Genomic DNA, 19,022 nt, shown 5'->3' on the forward strand with positions numbered 1-19,022 from the left:
GGGACACCCTTCCCCAACGAAGGGCTTTCTATCTGAGAGGATAGCATCATGGCGAAGACCGCAAAGCCGGACATCCGTCCGCACAATACCCATTTTTCTTCTGGCCCCTGCTCGAAGCGCCCCGGTTGGTCGCTCGAAGCCCTTTCCGACGCGGCCCTTGGCCGTTCGCACCGCGCGAAGGTCGGCAAGGCCAAGCTCAAGCAGGCCATCGACCTTACCCGTGAAATTCTCGAAGTGCCGGCGGATTACCGCATTGGCATCGTTCCGGCGTCCGACACCGGCGCCGTCGAAATGGCGCTCTGGTCGCTGCTCGGCGAACGCGGCGTCGATATGCTCGCCTGGGAAAGCTTTGGCGCCGGCTGGGTCACCGATGTCGTCAAGCAGCTGAAGCTCAAGGATGTGCGCAAGCTCGAAGCTGGTTACGGCGAGCTTCCCGATCTCTCCGCCGTCGATTTCGACCGCGATGTCGTCTTCACCTGGAACGGCACCACCTCGGGCGTGCGCGTGCCGAACGCCGATTTCATCCCTGATAACCGCAAGGGCCTGACGATCTGCGACGCCACTTCGGCGGCTTTCGCGCAGGCACTCGATTTCGCCAAGCTCGACGTCGTCACCTTCTCCTGGCAGAAGGTTCTGGGCGGCGAGGGCGCCCACGGCGTCATCATTCTTTCGCCGCGCGCCGTCGAGCGTCTGGTCACCTACACGCCGGCCTGGCCGCTGCCGAAGATCTTCCGCATGACCTCGGGCGGCAAGCTGACGGAAGGTATCTTCCAGGGCGAGACGATCAACACGCCGTCGATGCTCTGCGTCGAGGACTATATCGATGCGCTTGTCTGGGCCAAGGGCCTCGGCGGCCTCAAGGGGCTGATCGCGCGTGCGGACGCCAATGCCAAGGTCATCCACGATTTCGTCGCGGCGAATGACTGGATCGCCAATCTCGCCGTCAAGGCGGAAACGGCCTCGAACACCTCCGTCTGCCTGAAGATCGTCGACAAGGACATCGCAGCTCTTGACGACGACGGCCAGGCGAATTTCGCCAAGGGCCTGGTCGGCCTCCTGGAAAAGGAAGGTGTCGCCTATGACGTCGGCCACTACCGCGACGCGCCGTCCGGCTTGCGCATCTGGGCCGGCGCCACGATCGAGGCATCCGACATGCAGAAGCTGATGCCCTGGCTTTCCTGGGCTTTCGAAACGCAGAAGGCGCAGCTCGCTCAGGCCGCCGCCTGAGGTGAACGCATTCGGCTCCGCCATAGGGCGGAGCAGCATTCCTGATTCATTCATCGCTGAACACTTTTGAAGGAGGCCCTCATGGCACCTCGCGTTCTCGTATCCGACGAATTGTCGGAAACCGCCGTCCAGATTTTTCGCGACCGCGGCGTCGAAGTCGATTTCGAACCGCAGCTCGGCAAGGACAAAGATCGTCTGCTCGAAGTCATCGGCAAGTATGATGGCCTGGCCATCCGCTCCGCCACCAAGGTGACGGAAAAGATCATCGAGCGGGCGACGAACCTCAAGGTCGTCGGCCGTGCCGGCATCGGCGTCGACAATGTCGATATCCCGGCCGCCTCGCGCCGCGGCATCATCGTGATGAACACGCCCTTCGGCAACTCGATCACGACGGCCGAACACGCGATCGCGCTGATGTTTGCCGTCGCCCGCCAGCTTCCGGCAGCCGATACCTCGACGCAGGCCGGCAAGTGGGAGAAGTCGAAATTCATGGGCGTCGAGATCACTGGCAAGACGCTCGGCGTCATCGGCGCCGGCAATATCGGTTCGATCGTCTGCGCCCGGGCCATCGGCCTGAAGATGCACGTCGTCGCCTACGATCCGTTTCTCTCCAAGGAGCGCGCCGAAGAGATGGGCGTCACCAAAGTCGAGCTGGAAGAGCTTTTCGCCCGCGCCGACTTCATTACGCTGCATGTGCCGATGACCGACAAGACACGCGGCATCCTCAACAAGGAAGCACTGGCGAAGACCAAGCCCGGCGTGCGCATCATCAACTGCGCCCGCGGTGGCCTGGTCGATGAGGCAGCGCTTGCCGAGGCGATCAAGTCGGGCCATGTCGCGGGTGCCGCCTTCGACGTGTTCGAGGTCGAGCCCGCCAAGGAAAGCCCGCTCTTCGGCCTGCCGAACGTCGTCTGCACGCCGCATCTCGGTGCCTCGACGACCGAGGCTCAGGAGAACGTCGCTTTGCAGGTGGCCGAACAGATGGCGGACTACCTCGTCAATGGTGCGGTCTCCAACGCCATAAACATGCCGTCGATCACGGCTGAGGAAGCGCCGATCCTGAAGCCCTTCATCCGCCTTGCCGATGTTCTCGGCGCCTTCGTCGGCCAGGTCACCGAAGAGCCGATCAAGGAAATCGAAATCCTCTATGACGGCATCACCGCCAACATGAACACGCGGGCGCTGACGAGCGCTGTGCTCGCCGGCCTCATCCGTCCGCAGGTCGCCGACGTCAACATGGTTTCGGCGCCGATCATGATCAAGGAAAAGGGCATCGTGCTTTCCGAGGTCAAGCGCGACAAGACAGGTGTCTTCGACGGCTATATCAAGCTGACGGTGACGACCGAAAGCATGACGCGCTCGGTCGCCGGCACGGTGTTTTCGGATGGCAAGCCGCGCTTCATCCAGATCAAGGGCATCAACCTCGATGCCGATGTCGGCTCGCACATGATCTACATCACCAATACCGACGTTCCCGGCATGATCGGCTTCATCGGCACGACGCTTGGTGCTGCCGGCGTCAACATCGCCAACTTCCAGCTCGGCCGTGACAAGCAGGGCGGCGACGCCATCGCGCTGCTCTATGTCGACGGTAAGGTTGATGACGCCGTGCTTGCTGAGTTGACTGCCCACCAGGCGGTTCGCCAGGCAAAGCCGCTGACCTTCAATATCGACTGAGTTTTTCCTCCCGAGGAAATGAAAAACCCGGCGCTGGAAACGGCGCCGGGTTTTTGCTGCGTCAGGAGCAGGTGAATCTCAAAGCGCGTCGCGCTTTAAGTCTTTATTTGATGCATGTCGTGGTCCCAAAACCGCTGCACACTTTTGGGCGACATGCATTAGTGGTGCCGGCGTTTCCGGCGGAGGATTTTGCCGAAACGGGCGACATCGTCTTCAGCCTTCGTGCGGTGAAGGAAGGCGAGCCTGCTGCCGTCGAGACCCTGGAAGAATTCGTCCCAGGAAATCTCTTCCTGCGTTTCAGAGGAAAAATCGACGCGGACGGTTTCACTGTCCGGTGCGTTCTTGATCCGGGCGGGATGGCCGCCGCGCTCCTCGATCCAGTGTCTGATCCTGCTGTAATCCGTCGTCGTGCCGAACCTGCCCATGAAACCCTCCTCAGCAATTCGATTGCGACTTCGATGCCCAAGAACGGACGATCGAGGGAATTGTTCCGTGGTGCCTCAAATATTTTATCGAGGACCGAGATCGCGATGGCAAACTGCCGCTTTTTGCACATTCTGAAGGCGAAAGCCTAAAGTTTAACCCTGAGTATGATTCTGATTTTATTTAACTTTTCTCAGTATACCCGTGCCATCGGCATCAACCGCACGCGAATTTCCATGGCCCCCTTGCAGAAGACCGAGCAGACCGAAGCACCGAACGACGACTTCCGGTCATTGTTTGCAACGCATCCGTCGCCGATGTGGGTCTATGATCCGATATCGTTGCATTTTCTCATCGTCAACGAGGCGGCGGCAGCACTTTACGGCTATGGGGCGGACGAGTACCGGCGCATGACGGTTCTGGATATCCGCCCTGAGCATGAGCGGGAACGGATGAGCGACGCCGTCAGCGGCCGTACCGACATGGAAAAGGCGGAACGCTGGGTTCACCTCAAGGCGAGCGGCGAGACCTTCGAAGTGCTGACCTATGGCCGAGAAGTGCGTTTCGAGGGCCGGGCCGCAATCCTGGCGATCGTGCAAGATCGCACCGAGGTCAACGCCGCCAGACGCCAGATGAGCGATACGCGCTCGCTTCTCGACAGCATCGTCGACAACCTGCCGGTCGGCGTCTTCGTCAAGGACATGGAAGCGGACGGGCTTTACGTTCTCTTCAACGAGGCCTGCGGCGATATCGTCGGCATGAGGGCGGAGCACGTGGTCGGCCGAACCGACCGGGCGCTGTTTCCTCCCAGTCAGACAGACGCCTTCCGCGAGCAGGATCGCCGGGCCTTCGAAGCCAATGCGACGATCAGCTTCGAGGAGACCATGCTGCGCGCCGATGGCGTGCCGCGCGTCCTGCGCACCGTCAAGCGCGCCCTGCCGACACCGGAGGGCCATGCGCCGCGTTATCTGCTCGGCATCTCGCAGGACGTGACGGAGGAGCGCACAGTCGAGGCAAAGCTTGCCCATCTCGCCATGCACGATTCGCTCACCGGCCTGCCGAACCGGGCGGCATTTTCAAACCATATCAACCAGCGGGCGGTCGAAGCGGCCGCCGACAGCCCGATCGCGCTGCTCTATATCGACGTCGATCATTTCAAGCATATTAACGACAGCAAGGGACATGCCGCCGGCGACGCGCTGCTTTGCCAGGTGTCGGAGCGGTTGCTGCAGCTGGCGGAGGAGGGCGATCTCGTTGCCCGTCTCGGCGGCGACGAGTTCGCCGTCGTGCTGGAGCTCGACGAACCGGAGCGGGCCGGGCGTTTTGCGCAGCGGCTGCTCAAGGCGTTGAGCCGTGCCTTCGATCTCGACGGCGCCCGGGAGCATGTCACCTGCAGTATCGGCATCGCCTTGGCGCCCGATCATGCCGGCGACGCGGATGTGTTGATGCGGCATGCGGATCTGGCGCTCTATGCCGCCAAGGAGAGCGGGCGCTCGACCTATCGTTTCTACGAGACGGAGATGCGGCTTGCCGCTGAACGCCGGCACGTGATGACCGCCGAATTGTGGGAAGCGCTGGAGAAGCGCCACTTCGAGCTGCATTACCAGCCGATCGTGCAGCTCGACAATGACGGCATCGGCGGCTTCGAGGCGCTGATCCGCTGGCGCCATCCCAAGCGCGGGCTGGTGGCGCCGATGGAATTCATTCCGCTTGCCGAGGAAACCGGCCTCATCGTGCCGATCGGCGACTGGGTGATCCGGGAAGCCTGCCGCGCGGCTGCCGGCTGGCCCGCCCATTTGAGGATCGCCGTCAATCTCTCTGTCAGCCAGTTTCGGCATGCAAGCCTGCTTTCGACCGTGGTCTCGGCGCTCGACGAGACCGGCCTCAATGCCGACCGGCTTGAAATCGAAATCACCGAATCCGTATTCCTGACCGATGCCGACCAAAGCCTGCCGCGGCTGCGTGCATTGAAGGAACTCGGCGTTCGCATCGCCATCGACGACTTCGGCACCGGTTATTCGTCGCTGAGCTATCTCAGGTCGTTCCCCTTCGACAAGATCAAGCTCGACCGCAGCTTCGTTTCGGGCATCGAGACGGATGCCGGCAATCTCGCCATCGTGCGCGCCGTCGTCGGCATCGGCTCCGGCTTCAACGCGACGACGCTGGCTGAAGGGATCGAGACGGAAGAGCAGTTGCAGCAGCTGCGCGCTGAAGGCTTCAGCGAGGTGCAGGGCTATCTGCTCGGCCGGCCGATGCCGCAGCACGAGGCGGAGGCGCTGATCCATGGTCGCGCGCTGAAGGCCGCTTCATCTCGCAGATAGAAGTGCTTGCGCGGCAGCTGGGATCAGCCGTCCAGCAGAGGCATGCCGCCTGATGCCATCAAGCATTCGTCATTTTGAGAACGGCGGCAGAAGCGGCATAATCGTCGCGGGCTGGAAAGGAGGATGTCTATGAAACGCTATTCATTCTCGATGATCGGACTGGCGCTCGTAACCGCCATAATCGCCAATCCGAGCATCGCATTCGCCTGCAACAAGCTGATCGGCACTTGAGCCGCACCCCCCGCTCCAAGGCGCGGCTTCGGCTGCGCCTTTCTTTGTGTGGGAATGCGAAACTATCGGGTGCCGAAGGCCGCCCCTTGCGTCCAGGGACAATCCTTTCTATATCGGTGCCTCATCGAGAGACGGCGGTCGATCCCGCCGGAGATCAGCAATCCGCCGCAATTGCAGCGCAAGGGCGGATCGTGACCGCGCAGAATTGGCACCATCGTTGAACACACTGGATTTTGACAAGAAGCCGGAAGAGACCCGCGTCGTCGTCGCCATGTCGGGCGGCGTCGATTCATCCGTCGTCGCCGGCCTTCTCAAACAGCAGGGTTACGATGTGCTCGGCATCACGCTGCAGCTTTACGATCATGGCGCCGCCGTTCACCGCGCCGGCTCCTGCTGCGCCGGCCAGGATATCGATGATGCGCGCCGCGTCTGCGAAACGCTCGGCATTCCGCATTACGTGCTCGATTACGAAAAGCGCTTTCGTGAGACGGTGATCAACCCCTTCGCCGAAAGCTATGTGGCGGGCGAAACGCCGATCCCTTGTGTTTCCTGCAACCAGACCGTCAAATTCGCCGATCTTCTGGCGACCGCCAAGGAGCTTGGCGCCGATGCGCTGGCGACCGGCCACTATATCCGCTCGGGACGGAATCCTTCGCCGGACAATCCCGGCCGCCGCGCGCTTTTCCGACCGGCCGATGCCGACCGCGACCAGAGCTATTTCCTCTTCGCAACGACGCAGGAACAGATCGATTATCTCCGCTTTCCGCTGGGCGGCCTGCCGAAGGCCGAAACCCGCAGGCTTGCCGAAGAGATGGGCCTCGTCGTTGCCAAGAAGGCCGACAGCCAGGACATCTGCTTCGTGCCGCAGGGCAAATATTCCGACGTCATCACCAAGCTGAAGCCGAATGCGGCGCTTGCCGGTGAGATCGTCCATCTCGACGGCCGCGTGCTCGGTAGCCATGAAGGCATCCTGCACTTCACGATCGGTCAGCGCCGCGGCATCGGCATCGCCACCGGCGAGCCGCTCTATGTCGTCTTTCTCGACGCCCGCTCGCGCCGCGTCATCGTCGGACCGAAGGAGGCGTTGGAAACGCACCGCGTCTACCTGCGCGACGTCAACTGGCTGGGCGACGAGACGCTTGCGGAAGCCGCCGCCGGCAAGGGCTTTGCCTGCTACGCCAAGGTGCGCTCGACACGGGCACCGGCGCCGGCCGTGCTGCATGTCGATGCAACCGGCACCTATGTCGACCTGACGGTCGGCGAGGCTGGCATCGCGCCCGGCCAGGCCTGCGCGCTTTATTCCGCCCCCGGCGACAACGCCCGCGTCTTCGGTGGCGGCTTCATCGAACGTTCCGAGCGCGAGCCTTCGGCGGAAGCCTGCCTGAAGGCCCTTCTGGCCAGCCCCGTCGCCGCCTGAAACCCATCGGAAACGGGAGGCGGCAAAGCCCACCGTTTTTCTCGATCATGCGCTTGACACAAAGCCGAAGCGCACCTTATAAGCCGCTCATCCCACGAACCGGCATCGCTTCGCGAGCGGGTATCGTTGACCAGTGGCGGAGTAGCTCAGTAGGTCAGAGCAGAGGAATCATAATCCTTGTGTCGGGGGTTCAAATCCCTCCTCCGCTACCATCTCCTTATTGCAGAATTAGCGATTTTGCGGCTCGGTTTTAAGCCGGTTCCGAAGGCCGTGCTAGCAGATTGATCGCAGCGCCAAACGTGGCGTCGAGGGGACGAAAGCAGTTCGGCCCCTGATCTGCAGCATTTCCGCCAACGCCGAGGGCAGGCCTATCTGTAGAGCGCCAAAAGCAACAGAGGCATCTTCGTCGCCCAAAGGTGCGATGCGACAGCGATAATAATAGCCCATACGGCGAGCGAGAACATGACCGCCGCTAACCTCATCCCGACTGGCTGCATCATTTCCTCCATCCCAGCATAACCGTGCCTCCTCGCACGATCCTATGTTAGCAAGACGCAACCCGGTCAGCTATCGCAAGATATTGCTATCAGATAGCCACAGCAGAGCGAACTTGGCAAAGATGCAAAGATTTCGGCGATACGACGCCCTTTTCCCCCTCCGTCAAACGATGAAATGAAAGTTGTCGTATTGCGCACCATAATAATCCGGGCCGCTCGTCTCTGTGATGACGGGCTCCGTGTCGAGCACGAGGGAGTCGATTTCGCCGTAGGCGCTGAGATCGATCACTTGCGGGTCATGAATGCTGTCGGCGGTGACGTTGACCGTGACCAAGAATACGGTATCGCCGTCCAGCTTACCTTCGATCGTCAGAACGTTGTCATAGTCCGATGTGCCGTTTGCGACACTGAATTGCTCGATCTGAAAGTTGCCGCCATCGGCGGCTTGGATGGGCGTCCAGAACACACCTCCTCCCAGATAGTGGTTGCCATCCGCTTCCTCCCGCACAGTCGCGTCGTCACCATCGTACCAAGCGCCCCAATCGAAGCCTTTGTAGCCCGTCGGGAAGTCGTGGTTGCCGACATCCTCGAAATTGACGAAGACGTCGCCGCGTTCCGGCAGGTCTATTGCGATACTGAACGCGCCAACGTCGGTGGCGCCTTTGCCGTCTGATATCTTGAAGGTGAACTTTTCGACGAGCGCATCTCCCGGTCCGAGCGCTGCCACCACCGGGTTGGAGTGATTGAGCGCATAGGTGTAGCTGCCGTCGGAGTAAACGGTGAGCGTACCATAGTCTCCTTCAATCGTCGTGCTTGTGGCCGGGGATCCATTGGCCGGTTGCGGAATGCGTTGTCCATTCACGAAATTGAGGCGTACCGCATCTCCGTCGACATCGGTGGAACTGGTATTTTCGAGAATGTCGCCGCTGATCGGGTCGTTGATATCGAAAACAGGCAAGTATACGTCGCCTGCGACCGGCTTGTGGTTTGCCATTTCTACCTCCCGTGTGATGTTCAATTCGACTATGCAACCTTGTCGGGTATCTGGCAACCGAAATTGATGCAGCGGCAGAGCAATTCCGCCCCGTCAACGTCACAAATTCCGGTCGATTACAGCTCAACTATTCAAGTAAAGGGAGCGGCATAAACGTCGATCCTGTTGATGAACCAGGATTTACGTCTTGTCTTACGTTGCTGCCCCTTCATCGATCGTGGTGTTTCTCGCCTTTTCAGGCGATCCATCAATTCGTCCAGCGGAAAACTTGCAGGCAGGATAATAATGACAGGTCATTCATGACGTCGTCATGACGATATACTGCATCAATTGCTCGGCGCGCCAAGAGCAATCTTGACGGCGAAAGGGGAGCAATCAGCAGAGCCTGAGCTTCTGCCGATCATCCAATCAATGCAGGCCGCCGACCCCGAGCAGGCTCTCGACAGCCTCGTGATCCCTGGTGAGATTTTCCGGCGTTCCGCTCCAGGCCAGTCGTCCTCGTTCGAGAATGACGACCTGATCGGCGAAATCGAGCGCGCTCTGGATGCGCTGCTCGACCAGCAGGATGGTCATGTCTCCCGTCTTGGCGAGGTCGGTGAAGGCCGCCATCAGTTCCTCGCAGATAACGGGGGCGAGGCCCTCCAGCGGTTCGTCGAGCAGCAGGACGGAAGGGCGGCCGAGAATGGTGCGGGCCGTGGAGAGCATCTGCTGCTCGCCGCCGGAAAGCTGGCTGCCGAGGTTGCGGCGGCGCTCCTTCAGGCGCGGGAACATTGCATAGGCCTCCTCTAGCGCCGTCTTCGGTCGCGCCTTCAAGCCGACGAAGAGATTTTCTTCGACCGTCAGCGTCGGGAAGACGCAGCGTGCCTGCGGCACATATCCGAGGCCTTTATGCGCGCGTGCAGCACTCGGTGCCGTCGTGACATCCGAATTGCCGAGGCGGATGCTGCCCTCGTATCGCCTGGTCTGCCCGGCAAGCGTCGCCAGCAGCGTGGTCTTGCCCATGCCGTTGCGGCCGAGCACAGCAAGCCTGGCACCTGCCGGCACGGAGAAGGAAATGCCTTCGAGCACTCTCGTCGGCCCATATCCGGCCGACAGATTTTCGACCTCAAGCGATATGGCTGGCATTGGCATAGCTCCCGAGATAGGCCTCGCGCACGCGCGCATCCTTGGTGACGTCATCAGGCAGGCCATCGAAGATGATCGCGCCTGATGCAAGCACGATGACGCGTCTGGCAAAACGGAAGACGAGATCCATGTCGTGTTCGATCATCAGCACGGCGAGATCGGCGGGCAGATCGGCCAGCGCCTGCTCGATGCGGCCGGTATCGCTTTGCGGCACGCCCGCTGCCGGCTCGTCGAGCAGCAGGACTTTCGGCTTCAATGCCAGCGCCACGGCGATCTCGAGAAGCCGCTGCTGGCCATAGGCGATTTCGCTGACCTTGCGATGCATCAGGAAAGCCAGCCCGAGCTTGCCAAGGAGATCATCGACCTCCGCCATGACATCGGGCATACGCAGGAAATTGCCGAACATGTGCCCAGTCTTTCCATCGCGTTGAAGGACGGCAAGCCCCACATGTTCGGCCGGCGTCATGTCCTGGAAGAGCCGCGTCACCTGAAAGGAGCGGACAAGACCGCGTCTGACCCTGCCGATCGCATCGACCTTCGTCACCACCTCGCCGCCGAGACGAACCTCGCCGGAATCGGGCGATAGATTACCGGTTACGAGGTTGACGAAGGTGGTCTTGCCGGCGCCGTTCGGGCCGATCAGCGCGATGCGATCGCCAGGCGACATCGTGAGCGAGACATCATTGGTGACGGCAAGGCCGCCGAAGGCCTTCTTGAGATTGACGACTTCGAAGACCGGGCTCATGAGCGCTGCTCCCTGCGACGGCCAACGAAGGCTGCGGCCGTGCCATAGAGACCTTTCGGCGCAAAGAGCACGACGGCGATCAGTAGCACGCCGACCATGGTCAGCCAGTGGAAGGGATTGGCGGCGGAGACATAGTCCTCGAAGAGCATGAAGATGACAGTGCCGGAGAGCGCCCCGAAGAGAGAACCGGTGCCGCCGAGGACCAGCATCACAAGCGCTTCGGCCGACTGCGTGAAAGACAGGCTGTCGAGGCCGACGACCTGTGTCGAAATCGCATTCAGTGCGCCGCCGACACCGGCGACGGCGCCGGAGATCGCGTACATCCTGATCAGAGCTGCCTTTGGCGAAGCGCCCATGGCGCGGATGCGCAACGGGTCCTGCTTGATGGCGCGGCAGAGCATGCCGAAGGGCGAGCGAACCAGAACCCTCAGCAGCACGAAGACGATCAGCAGCAGCGCCATTCCGAAGAAGAAGGCGGTGTGACCGTAGAGATCGAATTCGAAGAGGCCGAAGACCGAATCCGGCGCAATGCCGGAAAGTCCATCGCTGCCGCCTGTCCAAGACGAGGCCTTGTTGGCGAATTCATGGAAGAGGTTGATCAGCGCAATCGACAGCACCAGCTGCGGCAGCCCATGCGCACGCAGGATGATGGCGCCGCAGAGCAGTCCGGCAACCGCGCCACCTGTGATGCCGGCAAGCATCATCAGCAGCGGGTCATTGATGCCGTAATGCGCCGACAGGATCCCGGCGGCATAGGCGCCGGAGCCGAAGAGCGCGGCATGGCCGAGCGTTGCGACGCCGCAATAACCGGTCACCAGATCGAGCGACAGGACAAGCAACGCGATGGTGATCATCCGGGTCAGAAGGGCGAGATTATCGGGGAAGGCGAAATAGCCGATCGCGGCAATGGCTATGATGACCGCTATTCCGATAATATCGCGGCCGATAAACCCGCGACGATGCTGTAGACCTTCGTTTTCGTTGTTCATGACAAGCGCCATCTTATTTCGCCCTTCCGGCAAGGCCGCGCGGGAAGACGCAGATGATTGCGATCACGGCGAGATAGAAGAAGAATTCGCCGAATTCCGGCATCAGATACCGTCCTGTCGTATCGATCGCGCCCAGCAGCAGGCAGGCAATCAGCGCGCCCGGAATGGAACCTGCGCCGCCGACGGAGACGACAACCAGGAAGGTCACCATGTAGCGCAGCGCGTAATAGGGTTCGACGGGCAGGAGTTCGGCCCCGACCACGCCACCGAAGGCGGCAAGCCCGACGGCAACGGCAAAGCTCACCGCATAGATGATCTCGGTGCGCACGCCGAGTGCCGCAGCCATCGCCGCATCATCGACGGAGGCGCGCAGCTTGACGCCGAAGCTCGTCCTGTCGATCGCAAACCAGAGGGCGAGCGCCACGGCCAGGCCGCAGAGGATGACGAAAAGCCGGTGAACGGGAATGGTGCGGAAGCCGAGATCGGCTGACCCCTGCAGCGCACCGGCAAGCGGAATGGTCTTCAGCGTCGGCCCCATGACATAATTGGCGATGCCGATGACGCAGAAGGTGATGCCGATGGTCATCAGCACCTGGGTCAGTTCCGGCGCGCCATAGATCCGGCGGTAGAGAAAACGCTCGATCGGAATGGCGACGATGATGGTGATGACAATGGCGGCGATGACCGCCGTGGCATAACCAAGGCCGAGGTCGCGAGCGACATAGGAGGCGATATAGCCGCCGATCATTGCGAAAGCGCCGTGAGCGAGGTTGACGACACGCATCAGCCCCATGGTCACCGAAAGGCCGATCGAGATCACGAAGAGCACCATGCCATAGGCAAGGGCGTCGACGGCTATGCTGAAGACTGTCTGCATGGAAATCCCTTGCTTCGACGGGCTCGGCCTGATCGCAGGCCAAGCCCGTCGCCTGTCTTGACGCTCGATGTTTACTTGACGGCGGCCAGGCCCGGATCGCCCTGCTTCTCGAAGGTCTGGACCTCCTTGTTGATGTAGGTCCCGTCATCGGCTTTGGTGACTTCGCGCAGATAGATATTCTGCGTGATGTGGCGGCTTTCCGGATCGATCGAAACGGGGCCGCGCGGGCTCACCCAGGCAAGGCCCTTGACCGCATCGACGGCCTTCTCAGCATCCTGCTTGCCGCCCGTCGCCTCGATCATCTTGTAGATCACATACATGCCGTCATAGGCGCTGACTGAGGGGAAGGAGAGTTCGGCCTTGTTGCCGATCGCTTTGGTCGCCGCCTCGACGAAAGCCTTGTTCTCCGGAGAATCATGCGACACGGCGTAGTGGAAAGTCGTCTGGATACCGAGTGCCGCATCGCCGAGGGCCGGCAGATCGGATTCCTGGGTCAGATCGCCCGGCGCGAAGAACTTGATGCCGGCGGTCTTCAGGCCATTATCGTTGTAAGCCTTGACGAAGCCGAGCGTCGTCGGACCTGACGGCAGGAAGGCGAAGACGCCCTCAGCTCCGGAATCCTTGATGCGCTGCATGATCGGGCTGAAATCGTTGGTCGCAAGCGGCATGCGGATCGCCTCGACCACCTGACCGCCGGCCTTTTCGAAGCCGGCCTTGAAGGCGTTCTCGGCGTCGATGCCGGGGCCGTAATCGCTGACGACGGAAATCACCTTCTTGACGCCGGCGTCGAAGGCGACCTTGGCGATCGGCGTCGAGGTCTGCCAGGTGGTAAACGAGGTGCGAACGACGAGCGGGCTCTTGGTCACGATCGCCGAGGTGGCGGCGTTCATGATGACCATCGGCACATTGCCCTGCTTCAGGATCGGCGTCACCGCCATGGCATCGGGCGTGAAGTAGAAGCCGGCGAGATACTGGACCTTCTCCTTGACGATCAGTTCCTGCGCCAGCGCCTTGGATTGGGCGGGATCGGCCTGCGGCACATCGCGATAGACGATCTCGACCGTGTCGTTGCCGACCGTGTTGCCGTTGACCGCCATATAGGCGTCGATGCCGGCCTTGAAGTTCTTGCCCTGGAGCGCGAACGGACCGGAGAACGGCCCGATGACCCCAACTTTGATGGTGTCGGCATAGGCGCTCGTGCCCATGGCGACTGCCGCAATGGCGGCCAGAAATAGCTTCTTCATTCTCTCTCTCCCTGTTTGGCGCACTCCAGCGCCGTATTTCGCTAGCCGCTAAAATTTAGCGCTAACCTGTCATGCGAAATGGTGATGTAAAATGAAATAAATACCGCAATCCATAACTGTACAATTATGATTTCGTATCGAAGAGCGGAACTATCGGCGGCCGGTTCTACGGTCGAAATTCTGGTCCACGGCCCCACCTCAGGCACTCCTATCAGAATGGCAGTCCCACATAGTTCTCCGCAAGCGCCGTCGAGGCGGCGCGAGAATGGGTGAGATAGTCGAGTTCCGCCTCCTGGATCTTCTGGTCAAAATCCCCGGTATCCGGAAAACGATGCATCATCGTCGTCATCCACCAGGAAAACCGCACGGCTTTCCACACACGGGCGAGCGCCTTTTGCGAGTAGGCGTCGATGCCACTATTCGAGCCTTCGCGGTAGTGCTCGATTAGCCCGGAGAAAAGGTAATGGACGTCGCTGGCCGCAAGGTTCAATCCCTTGGCGCCGGTCGGCGGGACGATATGGGCGGCGTCGCCGACCAGGAAAAGCCGGCCGAAACGCATCGGTTCAGCGACGAAGGAGCGCAGCGGCGCGATCGATTTTTCGAAGGACGGTGCGGTCGCCAATGCCTCGGCATGATGCGTCGGCAGGCGCCGTCTCAACTCGTCCCAGAAGCGATCGTCGCTCCAGTCCTCGATCTTTTCGTCGAGCGCGCATTGGATGTAGTAGCGGCTGCGGGTCGCCGAGCGCATCGAACAAAGCGCAAAGCCCCTCGGATGGTTGGCGTAGATCAGCTCATGGCTGACGGGCGCCACGTCGGCAAGGACCCCCAACCAGCCAAAGGGGTAAACCTTCTCGAAACTCTTGATCGCCCGTTCCGGGACGGTCTTGCGGCTGGCGCCGTGAAACCCGTCGCAGCCGGCGATGAAATCGCAATCGATGCGCTTGGCAACACCGTCTTTCACATAGGTGACGAAGGGTGAATGGCCGTCGAAGTCATGCGGCGTGACATCGACGGCATCGTAGATCGACAGGGAGCCGCCTTCTTCGCGCCGCTCCATGAGATCGCGCGTCACTTCGGTCTGTCCATAAACCGTAACGCGCCTGCCGCCGGTCAAGTCGTGAAGGTCGATGCGATGGTCGCGTCCGTCAAAGGCCAGCGAGAAACCGTCATGCGGCAGGCCCTCGGCATGCAGCCTCGCGCCTGCTTTGGCTTGATCCAGCAGCCCGACGGTGCCTTCCTCCAGAACGCCGGCTCGAACCCGGCCAAGGATGTAGTCCTTGTTCACACGATCGAGGATGACATTGTCGATGCCGGCTTCGGTCAGAAGCTGGCCGAGCAGCAGGCCGGATGGCCCCGAACCGATGATGGCGACCTGCGTTCGCAAATGCTGCCTCCCTGCATTTTTGCGTTTTGCCAGATTCTGCCGTGCCGCGCTTGCCGCAGCAATGGACATCCCAACCTTAAAATTGCACTAATCGAACATTGGTGCCGGCGAAGCCCTAAGGAGCCCCATGAGCAGACAGGTCCCTACTTATGAACTCTACGGCGAAAAGACCGGGCGAGAACCGGATTTTTGGGTGCATTGCGAAACTATTCGCTCTCGCAGCAGTTTGCATCAATGGGAGATTCGCCCGCACCGCCACGAGAGTTTCTTTCAGATATTGTACATCGAAAGCGGTTCGGGCGATGCGATCTTCGGCGAAAAAAGCCACGCCATCCGTCCGCCGGCCATCATCACCGTGCCGCCCGGGCTCAATCACGGCTTTCGTTTTTCACGCGATATCGACGGCCTGGTGATCACCCTATTGAGATCCCATCTCAGCCATCCGCCTGGCGAGCGAAGCCATCTCGGCGAATGGCTGGCGGCGCCGCATCTGACGCCGCTCGATCCCGATCATGCCGAGGCAGCCTATGTCATGCAGACGTTGAGGCGGCTGGGCGACGAATTCGAAAACCGCCGCAGCGGCCGCAACGAGGCGTTGGCCGCCTATGTCGCCCTGGCGCTGCGGCTGACCGCGAGGATTTCCCATGAGGGGAATGCGCACGAGCTTCCGGCCAACGAGAACGAGCGGCGGATGGAAATGCTGAGCGAGCTCATCCAGCAACATTTTCGATCACACAAGCCCGCGTCGTTCTACGCCAGAGAGCTTGGTGTTTCGCCGACCCATCTCACCCGCATCGTCCGGTCGATGACCGGAAACACTCCCCATGAACTGATCGCCGGCAAACTCGTCGAAGAGGCGAAACGCCAGCTGGTTTTCACGCTTGGTAGCGTTCAGGAGATCGGGTTTCGGCTCGGCTTTGCCGATCCCGCCTATTTCTCGCGCTTCTTTTTTAAATATACGGGAGAAACGCCGCGGGTCTGGCGCATGAAGGAAAAAGTCCGGCTCGAACGTGCGTAGGGTTCCGGCATTCCGGGTGCGACGCGTGCGCGGACAGGCATCCGCGAGGACACCCGGTGGGGATCGCCTTACCAGGCTTCAACGCCGTCTTCCGTGTTGCGGCCGCGTTCGCCGGCGCGGGTCTCGTATGCCTCGCGTTCCCCAGCTGGCTTGACGGCATCGGCTGAGCCATCCGGCCGGGCTTCGGGCGTCATGTACAAGGCGAGCGCCTTTTCCAGCCGGGCGGCGGTGAGCGTGGCAGCGAAACCCTTCATGTCGTTTCCTCGGTCAGTGGCTTACAGCTTTCCCAAGACACATAGCCTACGATATGGCCATTATGAAACAGCGCCCTGATCGTTTTCACCAACTTTAGACCTGCTGACGATTACTCCCGCCGGATGATCTCCGCCGACCATTTCCGTGCGATTCCGTTTGGTTTTCGCTTCACGCCATCGGCCATTTCCAGTTCCGCACCTCCGGCATGTCCTCACCATATTCGCGGACATAGTCGTGATGTTCTGCAAGCTTGCCACGGAAGGCGGCGAGCGCTTCTCCTGCTTTTTCCTTCAGGCCCGGCACACGCTCGATCGCTTCGATGGCGAGGTGAAAGCGGTCGAGTTCGTTGAGGACGGTCATGTCGAAGGGGGTGGTCGTCGTGCCTTCCTCGATGAAGCCGCGGACGTGGATATTGCGGTGGTTGGTGCGTTTATAGGTCAGGCGGTGAATGAGATAGGGATAGCCGTGATAGGCGAAAATGACAGGCTTGTCGGCGGTGAAGATCGCATCGAATGCCTCGTCGGTCAGGCCATGCGGATGCTGATCCCTGGATTGCAGTGCCAGGAGGTCGACGACGTTGACGGTGCGGATCTTCAGTTCTGGAATGGCCTGGCGCAGCAGGTCGACGGCAGCAAGCGTTTCCATGGTCGGCACGTCGCCGGCGCAGGCCATGACGAGATCGGGCAGAATGGTGTCGTCCTCGTTACTCGCCCAGCGCCAGATGCCGATGCCGGCCTCGCAATGTTTCACCGCCTCGTCCATCGATAGCCATTGCGGCTCCGGCTGCTTGCCGGCGACGATGACATTGATGCGGTCGTAGGTGCGCAGGCAATGGTCGCCGACCCAGAGCAGGGTGTTGGCATCCGGCGGCAGGTAGATGCGGACGATATCGGCTTTCTTATTGGCGACGAGGTCGACGAAGCCGGGATCCTGATGGCTGAAGCCGTTGTGGTCCTGACGCCAGACATGCGAGGTCAGCAGGTAATTCAGCGACGAGATCGGCTTTCTCCACTCGAGTTCCCGCGTCACCTTCAGCCATTTGGCGTGCTGGTTGAACATGGAATCGATGATGTGGATGAAGGCCTCGTAGCAGGAGAATAGGCCGTGCCGGCCGGTCAGCAAATAGCCTTCCAGCCAGCCCTGGCAGAGATGTTCGCTCAGCACCTCCATGACACGTCCATCCCGGGATAAGTGGACGTCGTAGGGTTCGATACCCTCCATCCAGACACGGTCGGTGACTTCGAAGACGCTGCCGAGGCGGTTCGATTCGGTCTCGTCGGGGCCGAAGATACGGAAATTGGCGGCCTCTGCGTTGCGCTTCATCGTATCGCGCAGGTAATGGCCGAGGATTTCCGTCGATTGCACCATGGCGCTGCCGCGCTTGCCGATATCGACCGCATAGTCGCGGATATCGGGAACATCGAGTTCCTTGCGCAGCAAGCCGCCATTGGCGTGCGGATTGGCGCCCATGCGGCGCTCGCCGACAGGGGCTAGCGCCCGCAGCTCGGGTTTCAGCCGACCGTCGCTGCCAAACAGGTCCTCCGGATCATAGCCGCGCATCCAATCCTCGAGGATCTTGCGATGCCCTTCATTCTCGCGGCAATTGGAGACCGGCACCTGGTGGGCGCGCCAGAAGCCTTCGACCTTCTTGCCGTCGACTTCCTTCGGTCCTGTCCAGCCCTTCGGGCTGCGCAGCACGATCATCGGCCAGCGCGGGCAGATATCGGGTGCCTTGCCCTTGCGGGCTTCCTCCTGGATTTCGCGAATGCGGTCGAAAACCCTGTCGAAGGTTGCGGCCATCTGCTGGTGCATGTCGCGCGGCTCGTGACCCTCGACGAAGAAGGGCTCGTAGCCGTAGCCTTCAAAGAGGCTCTGCAAATCCTCGTGACTGGCGCGGCCAAGAATGGTCGGATTGGCGATCTTGTAGCCGTTCAGATGCAGGATCGGCAGCACGGCGCCATCGCGGGCAGGGTTCAGAAACTTGTTGGAATGCCAGCTCGCAGCCAGTGGCCCGGTTTCGGCTTCGCCGTCGCCGATGACGCAGGCAACGATCAGGTCGGGATTGTCGAAGGCGGCGCCATAGGCATGGACGAGGGCGTAACCGAGCTCGCCGCCCTCGTGGATCGAGCCCGGTGTTTCGGGTGCCGCGTGGCTCGGAATGCCGCCGGGGAAGGAGAACTGCCGGAAGAGCTTGCGCATGCCCTCTGCGTCGTCGGAAATATCGGGATAGATCTCGCTGTAGATGCCTTCGAGATAGGTGTTGGCGACCATGCCCGGCCCGCCATGGCCGGGGCCGCACATGTAGATGATATCGAGGTCGCGGGCGCGGATCAGACGGTTCAGATGCGCATAAATGAAGTTGAGGCCGGGCGTCGTGCCCCAATGGCCGAGCAGGCGGGGCTTGATGTGCTCTGATTTCAGCGGCTCGCGCAGCAGCGGATTGGCCAGCAGATAGATCTGGCCGATGGAGAGATAATTGGCGGCGCGCCAATAGCGGTCGATCAGGGTGAGTTCGGCATCGGTAAGAGCGGCGGTCGAGACATGCTTTTCCATGGGTTTCTCCCGTTCGAAAACGTCTTCAACGTCAATTCTACCGGC

Annotated in this window: 15 protein-coding genes and 1 tRNA gene; 6 read left to right on the forward strand and 10 right to left on the reverse strand. The window is 61.0% G+C overall.

Annotation, left to right across the window (positions count from 1 at the left end; translation table 11 throughout):
- Window positions 1–48: 48 nt before the first annotated feature.
- Both A6U98_RS15975 and serA read left to right on the forward strand, forming a co-directional pair.
- On the forward strand, window positions 49–1,227 hold the full coding sequence (locus A6U98_RS15975) for a phosphoserine transaminase (RefSeq protein WP_064651292.1): 1,179 nt from the start codon (window positions 49–51) through the stop codon (window positions 1,225–1,227).
- Window positions 1,228–1,308: 81 nt separating this feature from the next.
- Entirely contained in the window at window positions 1,309–2,904 is a 1,596-nt protein-coding gene (gene serA / locus A6U98_RS15980) for a phosphoglycerate dehydrogenase (protein WP_026158859.1), read from the forward strand.
- Between the two features lie 158 nt (window positions 2,905–3,062).
- Here the strand turns inward: serA and A6U98_RS15985 are convergent, their stop codons facing one another.
- Entirely contained in the window at window positions 3,063–3,329 is a 267-nt protein-coding gene (locus A6U98_RS15985; RefSeq protein WP_011653392.1) for a hypothetical protein, read from the reverse strand.
- A 165-nt stretch (window positions 3,330–3,494) separates the two neighbouring features.
- On the opposite strand from A6U98_RS15985, the gene A6U98_RS15990 reads away from it, so the two are divergent.
- The 3 genes from A6U98_RS15990 to A6U98_RS16000 all read left to right on the forward strand — a co-directional run bounded on the left by A6U98_RS15990 (window position 3,495) and on the right by A6U98_RS16000 (window position 7,508).
- Window positions 3,495–5,648 (forward strand): bifunctional diguanylate cyclase/phosphodiesterase, encoded by a 2,154-nt coding sequence (locus tag A6U98_RS15990; protein ID WP_082933916.1) that lies wholly within the window; start codon window positions 3,495–3,497, stop codon window positions 5,646–5,648.
- Between the two features lie 448 nt (window positions 5,649–6,096).
- Window positions 6,097–7,296 (forward strand): tRNA 2-thiouridine(34) synthase MnmA, encoded by a 1,200-nt coding sequence (gene mnmA / locus A6U98_RS15995; RefSeq protein WP_064651293.1) that lies wholly within the window; start codon window positions 6,097–6,099, stop codon window positions 7,294–7,296.
- Window positions 7,297–7,431: 135 nt separating this feature from the next.
- A tRNA-Met gene (locus A6U98_RS16000) sits at window positions 7,432–7,508 on the forward strand.
- 448 nt (window positions 7,509–7,956) lie between these two features.
- Here A6U98_RS16000 and A6U98_RS16005 read toward each other — a convergent pair.
- The 7 genes from A6U98_RS16005 to pobA all read right to left on the reverse strand — a co-directional run bounded on the left by A6U98_RS16005 (window position 7,957) and on the right by pobA (window position 15,151).
- Complete coding sequence (locus tag A6U98_RS16005) at window positions 7,957–8,805, reverse strand: VCBS domain-containing protein (RefSeq protein ID WP_280950234.1); 849 nt, start codon at window positions 8,803–8,805, stop codon at window positions 7,957–7,959.
- Between the two features lie 390 nt (window positions 8,806–9,195).
- A complete protein-coding gene (locus tag A6U98_RS16010) occupies window positions 9,196–9,912 on the reverse strand; it encodes an ABC transporter ATP-binding protein (RefSeq protein ID WP_064651296.1) in 717 nt (238 codons plus the stop codon).
- A complete protein-coding gene (locus A6U98_RS16015) occupies window positions 9,893–10,657 on the reverse strand; it encodes an ABC transporter ATP-binding protein (RefSeq protein WP_064651298.1) in 765 nt (254 codons plus the stop codon). Before A6U98_RS16015 ends, A6U98_RS16010 begins: the two co-directional genes overlap by 20 nt.
- Window positions 10,654–11,658, reverse strand: coding sequence for a branched-chain amino acid ABC transporter permease (locus A6U98_RS16020; RefSeq protein ID WP_064651300.1), 1,005 nt, complete (start codon window positions 11,656–11,658; stop codon window positions 10,654–10,656). Before A6U98_RS16020 ends, A6U98_RS16015 begins: the two co-directional genes overlap by 4 nt.
- 1 nt (window position 11,659) lies before the next feature.
- Window positions 11,660–12,523, reverse strand: coding sequence for a branched-chain amino acid ABC transporter permease (locus A6U98_RS16025; RefSeq protein ID WP_064651302.1), 864 nt, complete (start codon window positions 12,521–12,523; stop codon window positions 11,660–11,662).
- 71 nt (window positions 12,524–12,594) lie between these two features.
- A complete protein-coding gene (locus A6U98_RS16030; RefSeq protein WP_027683256.1) occupies window positions 12,595–13,767 on the reverse strand; it encodes an ABC transporter substrate-binding protein in 1,173 nt (390 codons plus the stop codon).
- A gap of 211 nt (window positions 13,768–13,978) precedes the next feature.
- Entirely contained in the window at window positions 13,979–15,151 is a 1,173-nt protein-coding gene (pobA, locus tag A6U98_RS16035; RefSeq protein WP_064651407.1) for a 4-hydroxybenzoate 3-monooxygenase, read from the reverse strand.
- A gap of 127 nt (window positions 15,152–15,278) precedes the next feature.
- Between pobA and A6U98_RS16040 the strand changes: the two genes are divergently transcribed.
- Window positions 15,279–16,169, forward strand: coding sequence for a helix-turn-helix domain-containing protein (locus A6U98_RS16040; protein ID WP_064651304.1), 891 nt, complete (start codon window positions 15,279–15,281; stop codon window positions 16,167–16,169).
- Window positions 16,170–16,237: 68 nt separating this feature from the next.
- Here the strand turns inward: A6U98_RS16040 and A6U98_RS16045 are convergent, their stop codons facing one another.
- Both A6U98_RS16045 and A6U98_RS16050 read right to left on the reverse strand, forming a co-directional pair.
- Window positions 16,238–16,423, reverse strand: coding sequence for a hypothetical protein (locus A6U98_RS16045; protein WP_064651306.1), 186 nt, complete (start codon window positions 16,421–16,423; stop codon window positions 16,238–16,240).
- 169 nt (window positions 16,424–16,592) lie between these two features.
- Complete coding sequence (locus tag A6U98_RS16050) at window positions 16,593–18,977, reverse strand: phosphoketolase family protein (RefSeq protein ID WP_064651308.1); 2,385 nt, start codon at window positions 18,975–18,977, stop codon at window positions 16,593–16,595.
- Between the last annotated feature and the right edge of the window lie 45 nt (window positions 18,978–19,022).

Origin of the sequence: Rhizobium sp. WYCCWR10014 (genome assembly GCF_001657485.1) — a bacterium.
Lineage (GTDB): Bacteria > Pseudomonadota > Alphaproteobacteria > Rhizobiales > Rhizobiaceae > Rhizobium.

Bases quoted from the DNA above. Each gene is read 5' to 3' on its own strand.
- A6U98_RS16050 (WP_064651308.1), bottom strand. From the start codon at position 18,977: ATGGAAAAGCATGTCTCGACCGCCGCTCTTACCGATGCCGAACTCACC.
- serA (WP_026158859.1), top strand. From the start codon at position 1,309: ATGGCACCTCGCGTTCTCGTATCCGACGAATTGTCGGAAACCGCCGTC.
- A6U98_RS16030 (WP_027683256.1), bottom strand. From the start codon at position 13,767: ATGAAGAAGCTATTTCTGGCCGCCATTGCGGCAGTCGCCATGGGCACG.
- A6U98_RS15975 (WP_064651292.1), top strand. From the start codon at position 49: ATGGCGAAGACCGCAAAGCCGGACATCCGTCCGCACAATACCCATTTT.
- A6U98_RS16020 (WP_064651300.1), bottom strand. From the start codon at position 11,658: ATGGCGCTTGTCATGAACAACGAAAACGAAGGTCTACAGCATCGTCGC.
- A6U98_RS16045 (WP_064651306.1), bottom strand. From the start codon at position 16,423: ATGAAGGGTTTCGCTGCCACGCTCACCGCCGCCCGGCTGGAAAAGGCG.
- A6U98_RS16025 (WP_064651302.1), bottom strand. From the start codon at position 12,523: ATGCAGACAGTCTTCAGCATAGCCGTCGACGCCCTTGCCTATGGCATG.
- A6U98_RS16015 (WP_064651298.1), bottom strand. From the start codon at position 10,657: ATGAGCCCGGTCTTCGAAGTCGTCAATCTCAAGAAGGCCTTCGGCGGC.
- A6U98_RS15990 (WP_082933916.1), top strand. From the start codon at position 3,495: ATGATTCTGATTTTATTTAACTTTTCTCAGTATACCCGTGCCATCGGC.
- A6U98_RS16010 (WP_064651296.1), bottom strand. From the start codon at position 9,912: ATGCCAGCCATATCGCTTGAGGTCGAAAATCTGTCGGCCGGATATGGG.
- A6U98_RS16040 (WP_064651304.1), top strand. From the start codon at position 15,279: ATGAGCAGACAGGTCCCTACTTATGAACTCTACGGCGAAAAGACCGGG.
- A6U98_RS15985 (WP_011653392.1), bottom strand. From the start codon at position 3,329: ATGGGCAGGTTCGGCACGACGACGGATTACAGCAGGATCAGACACTGG.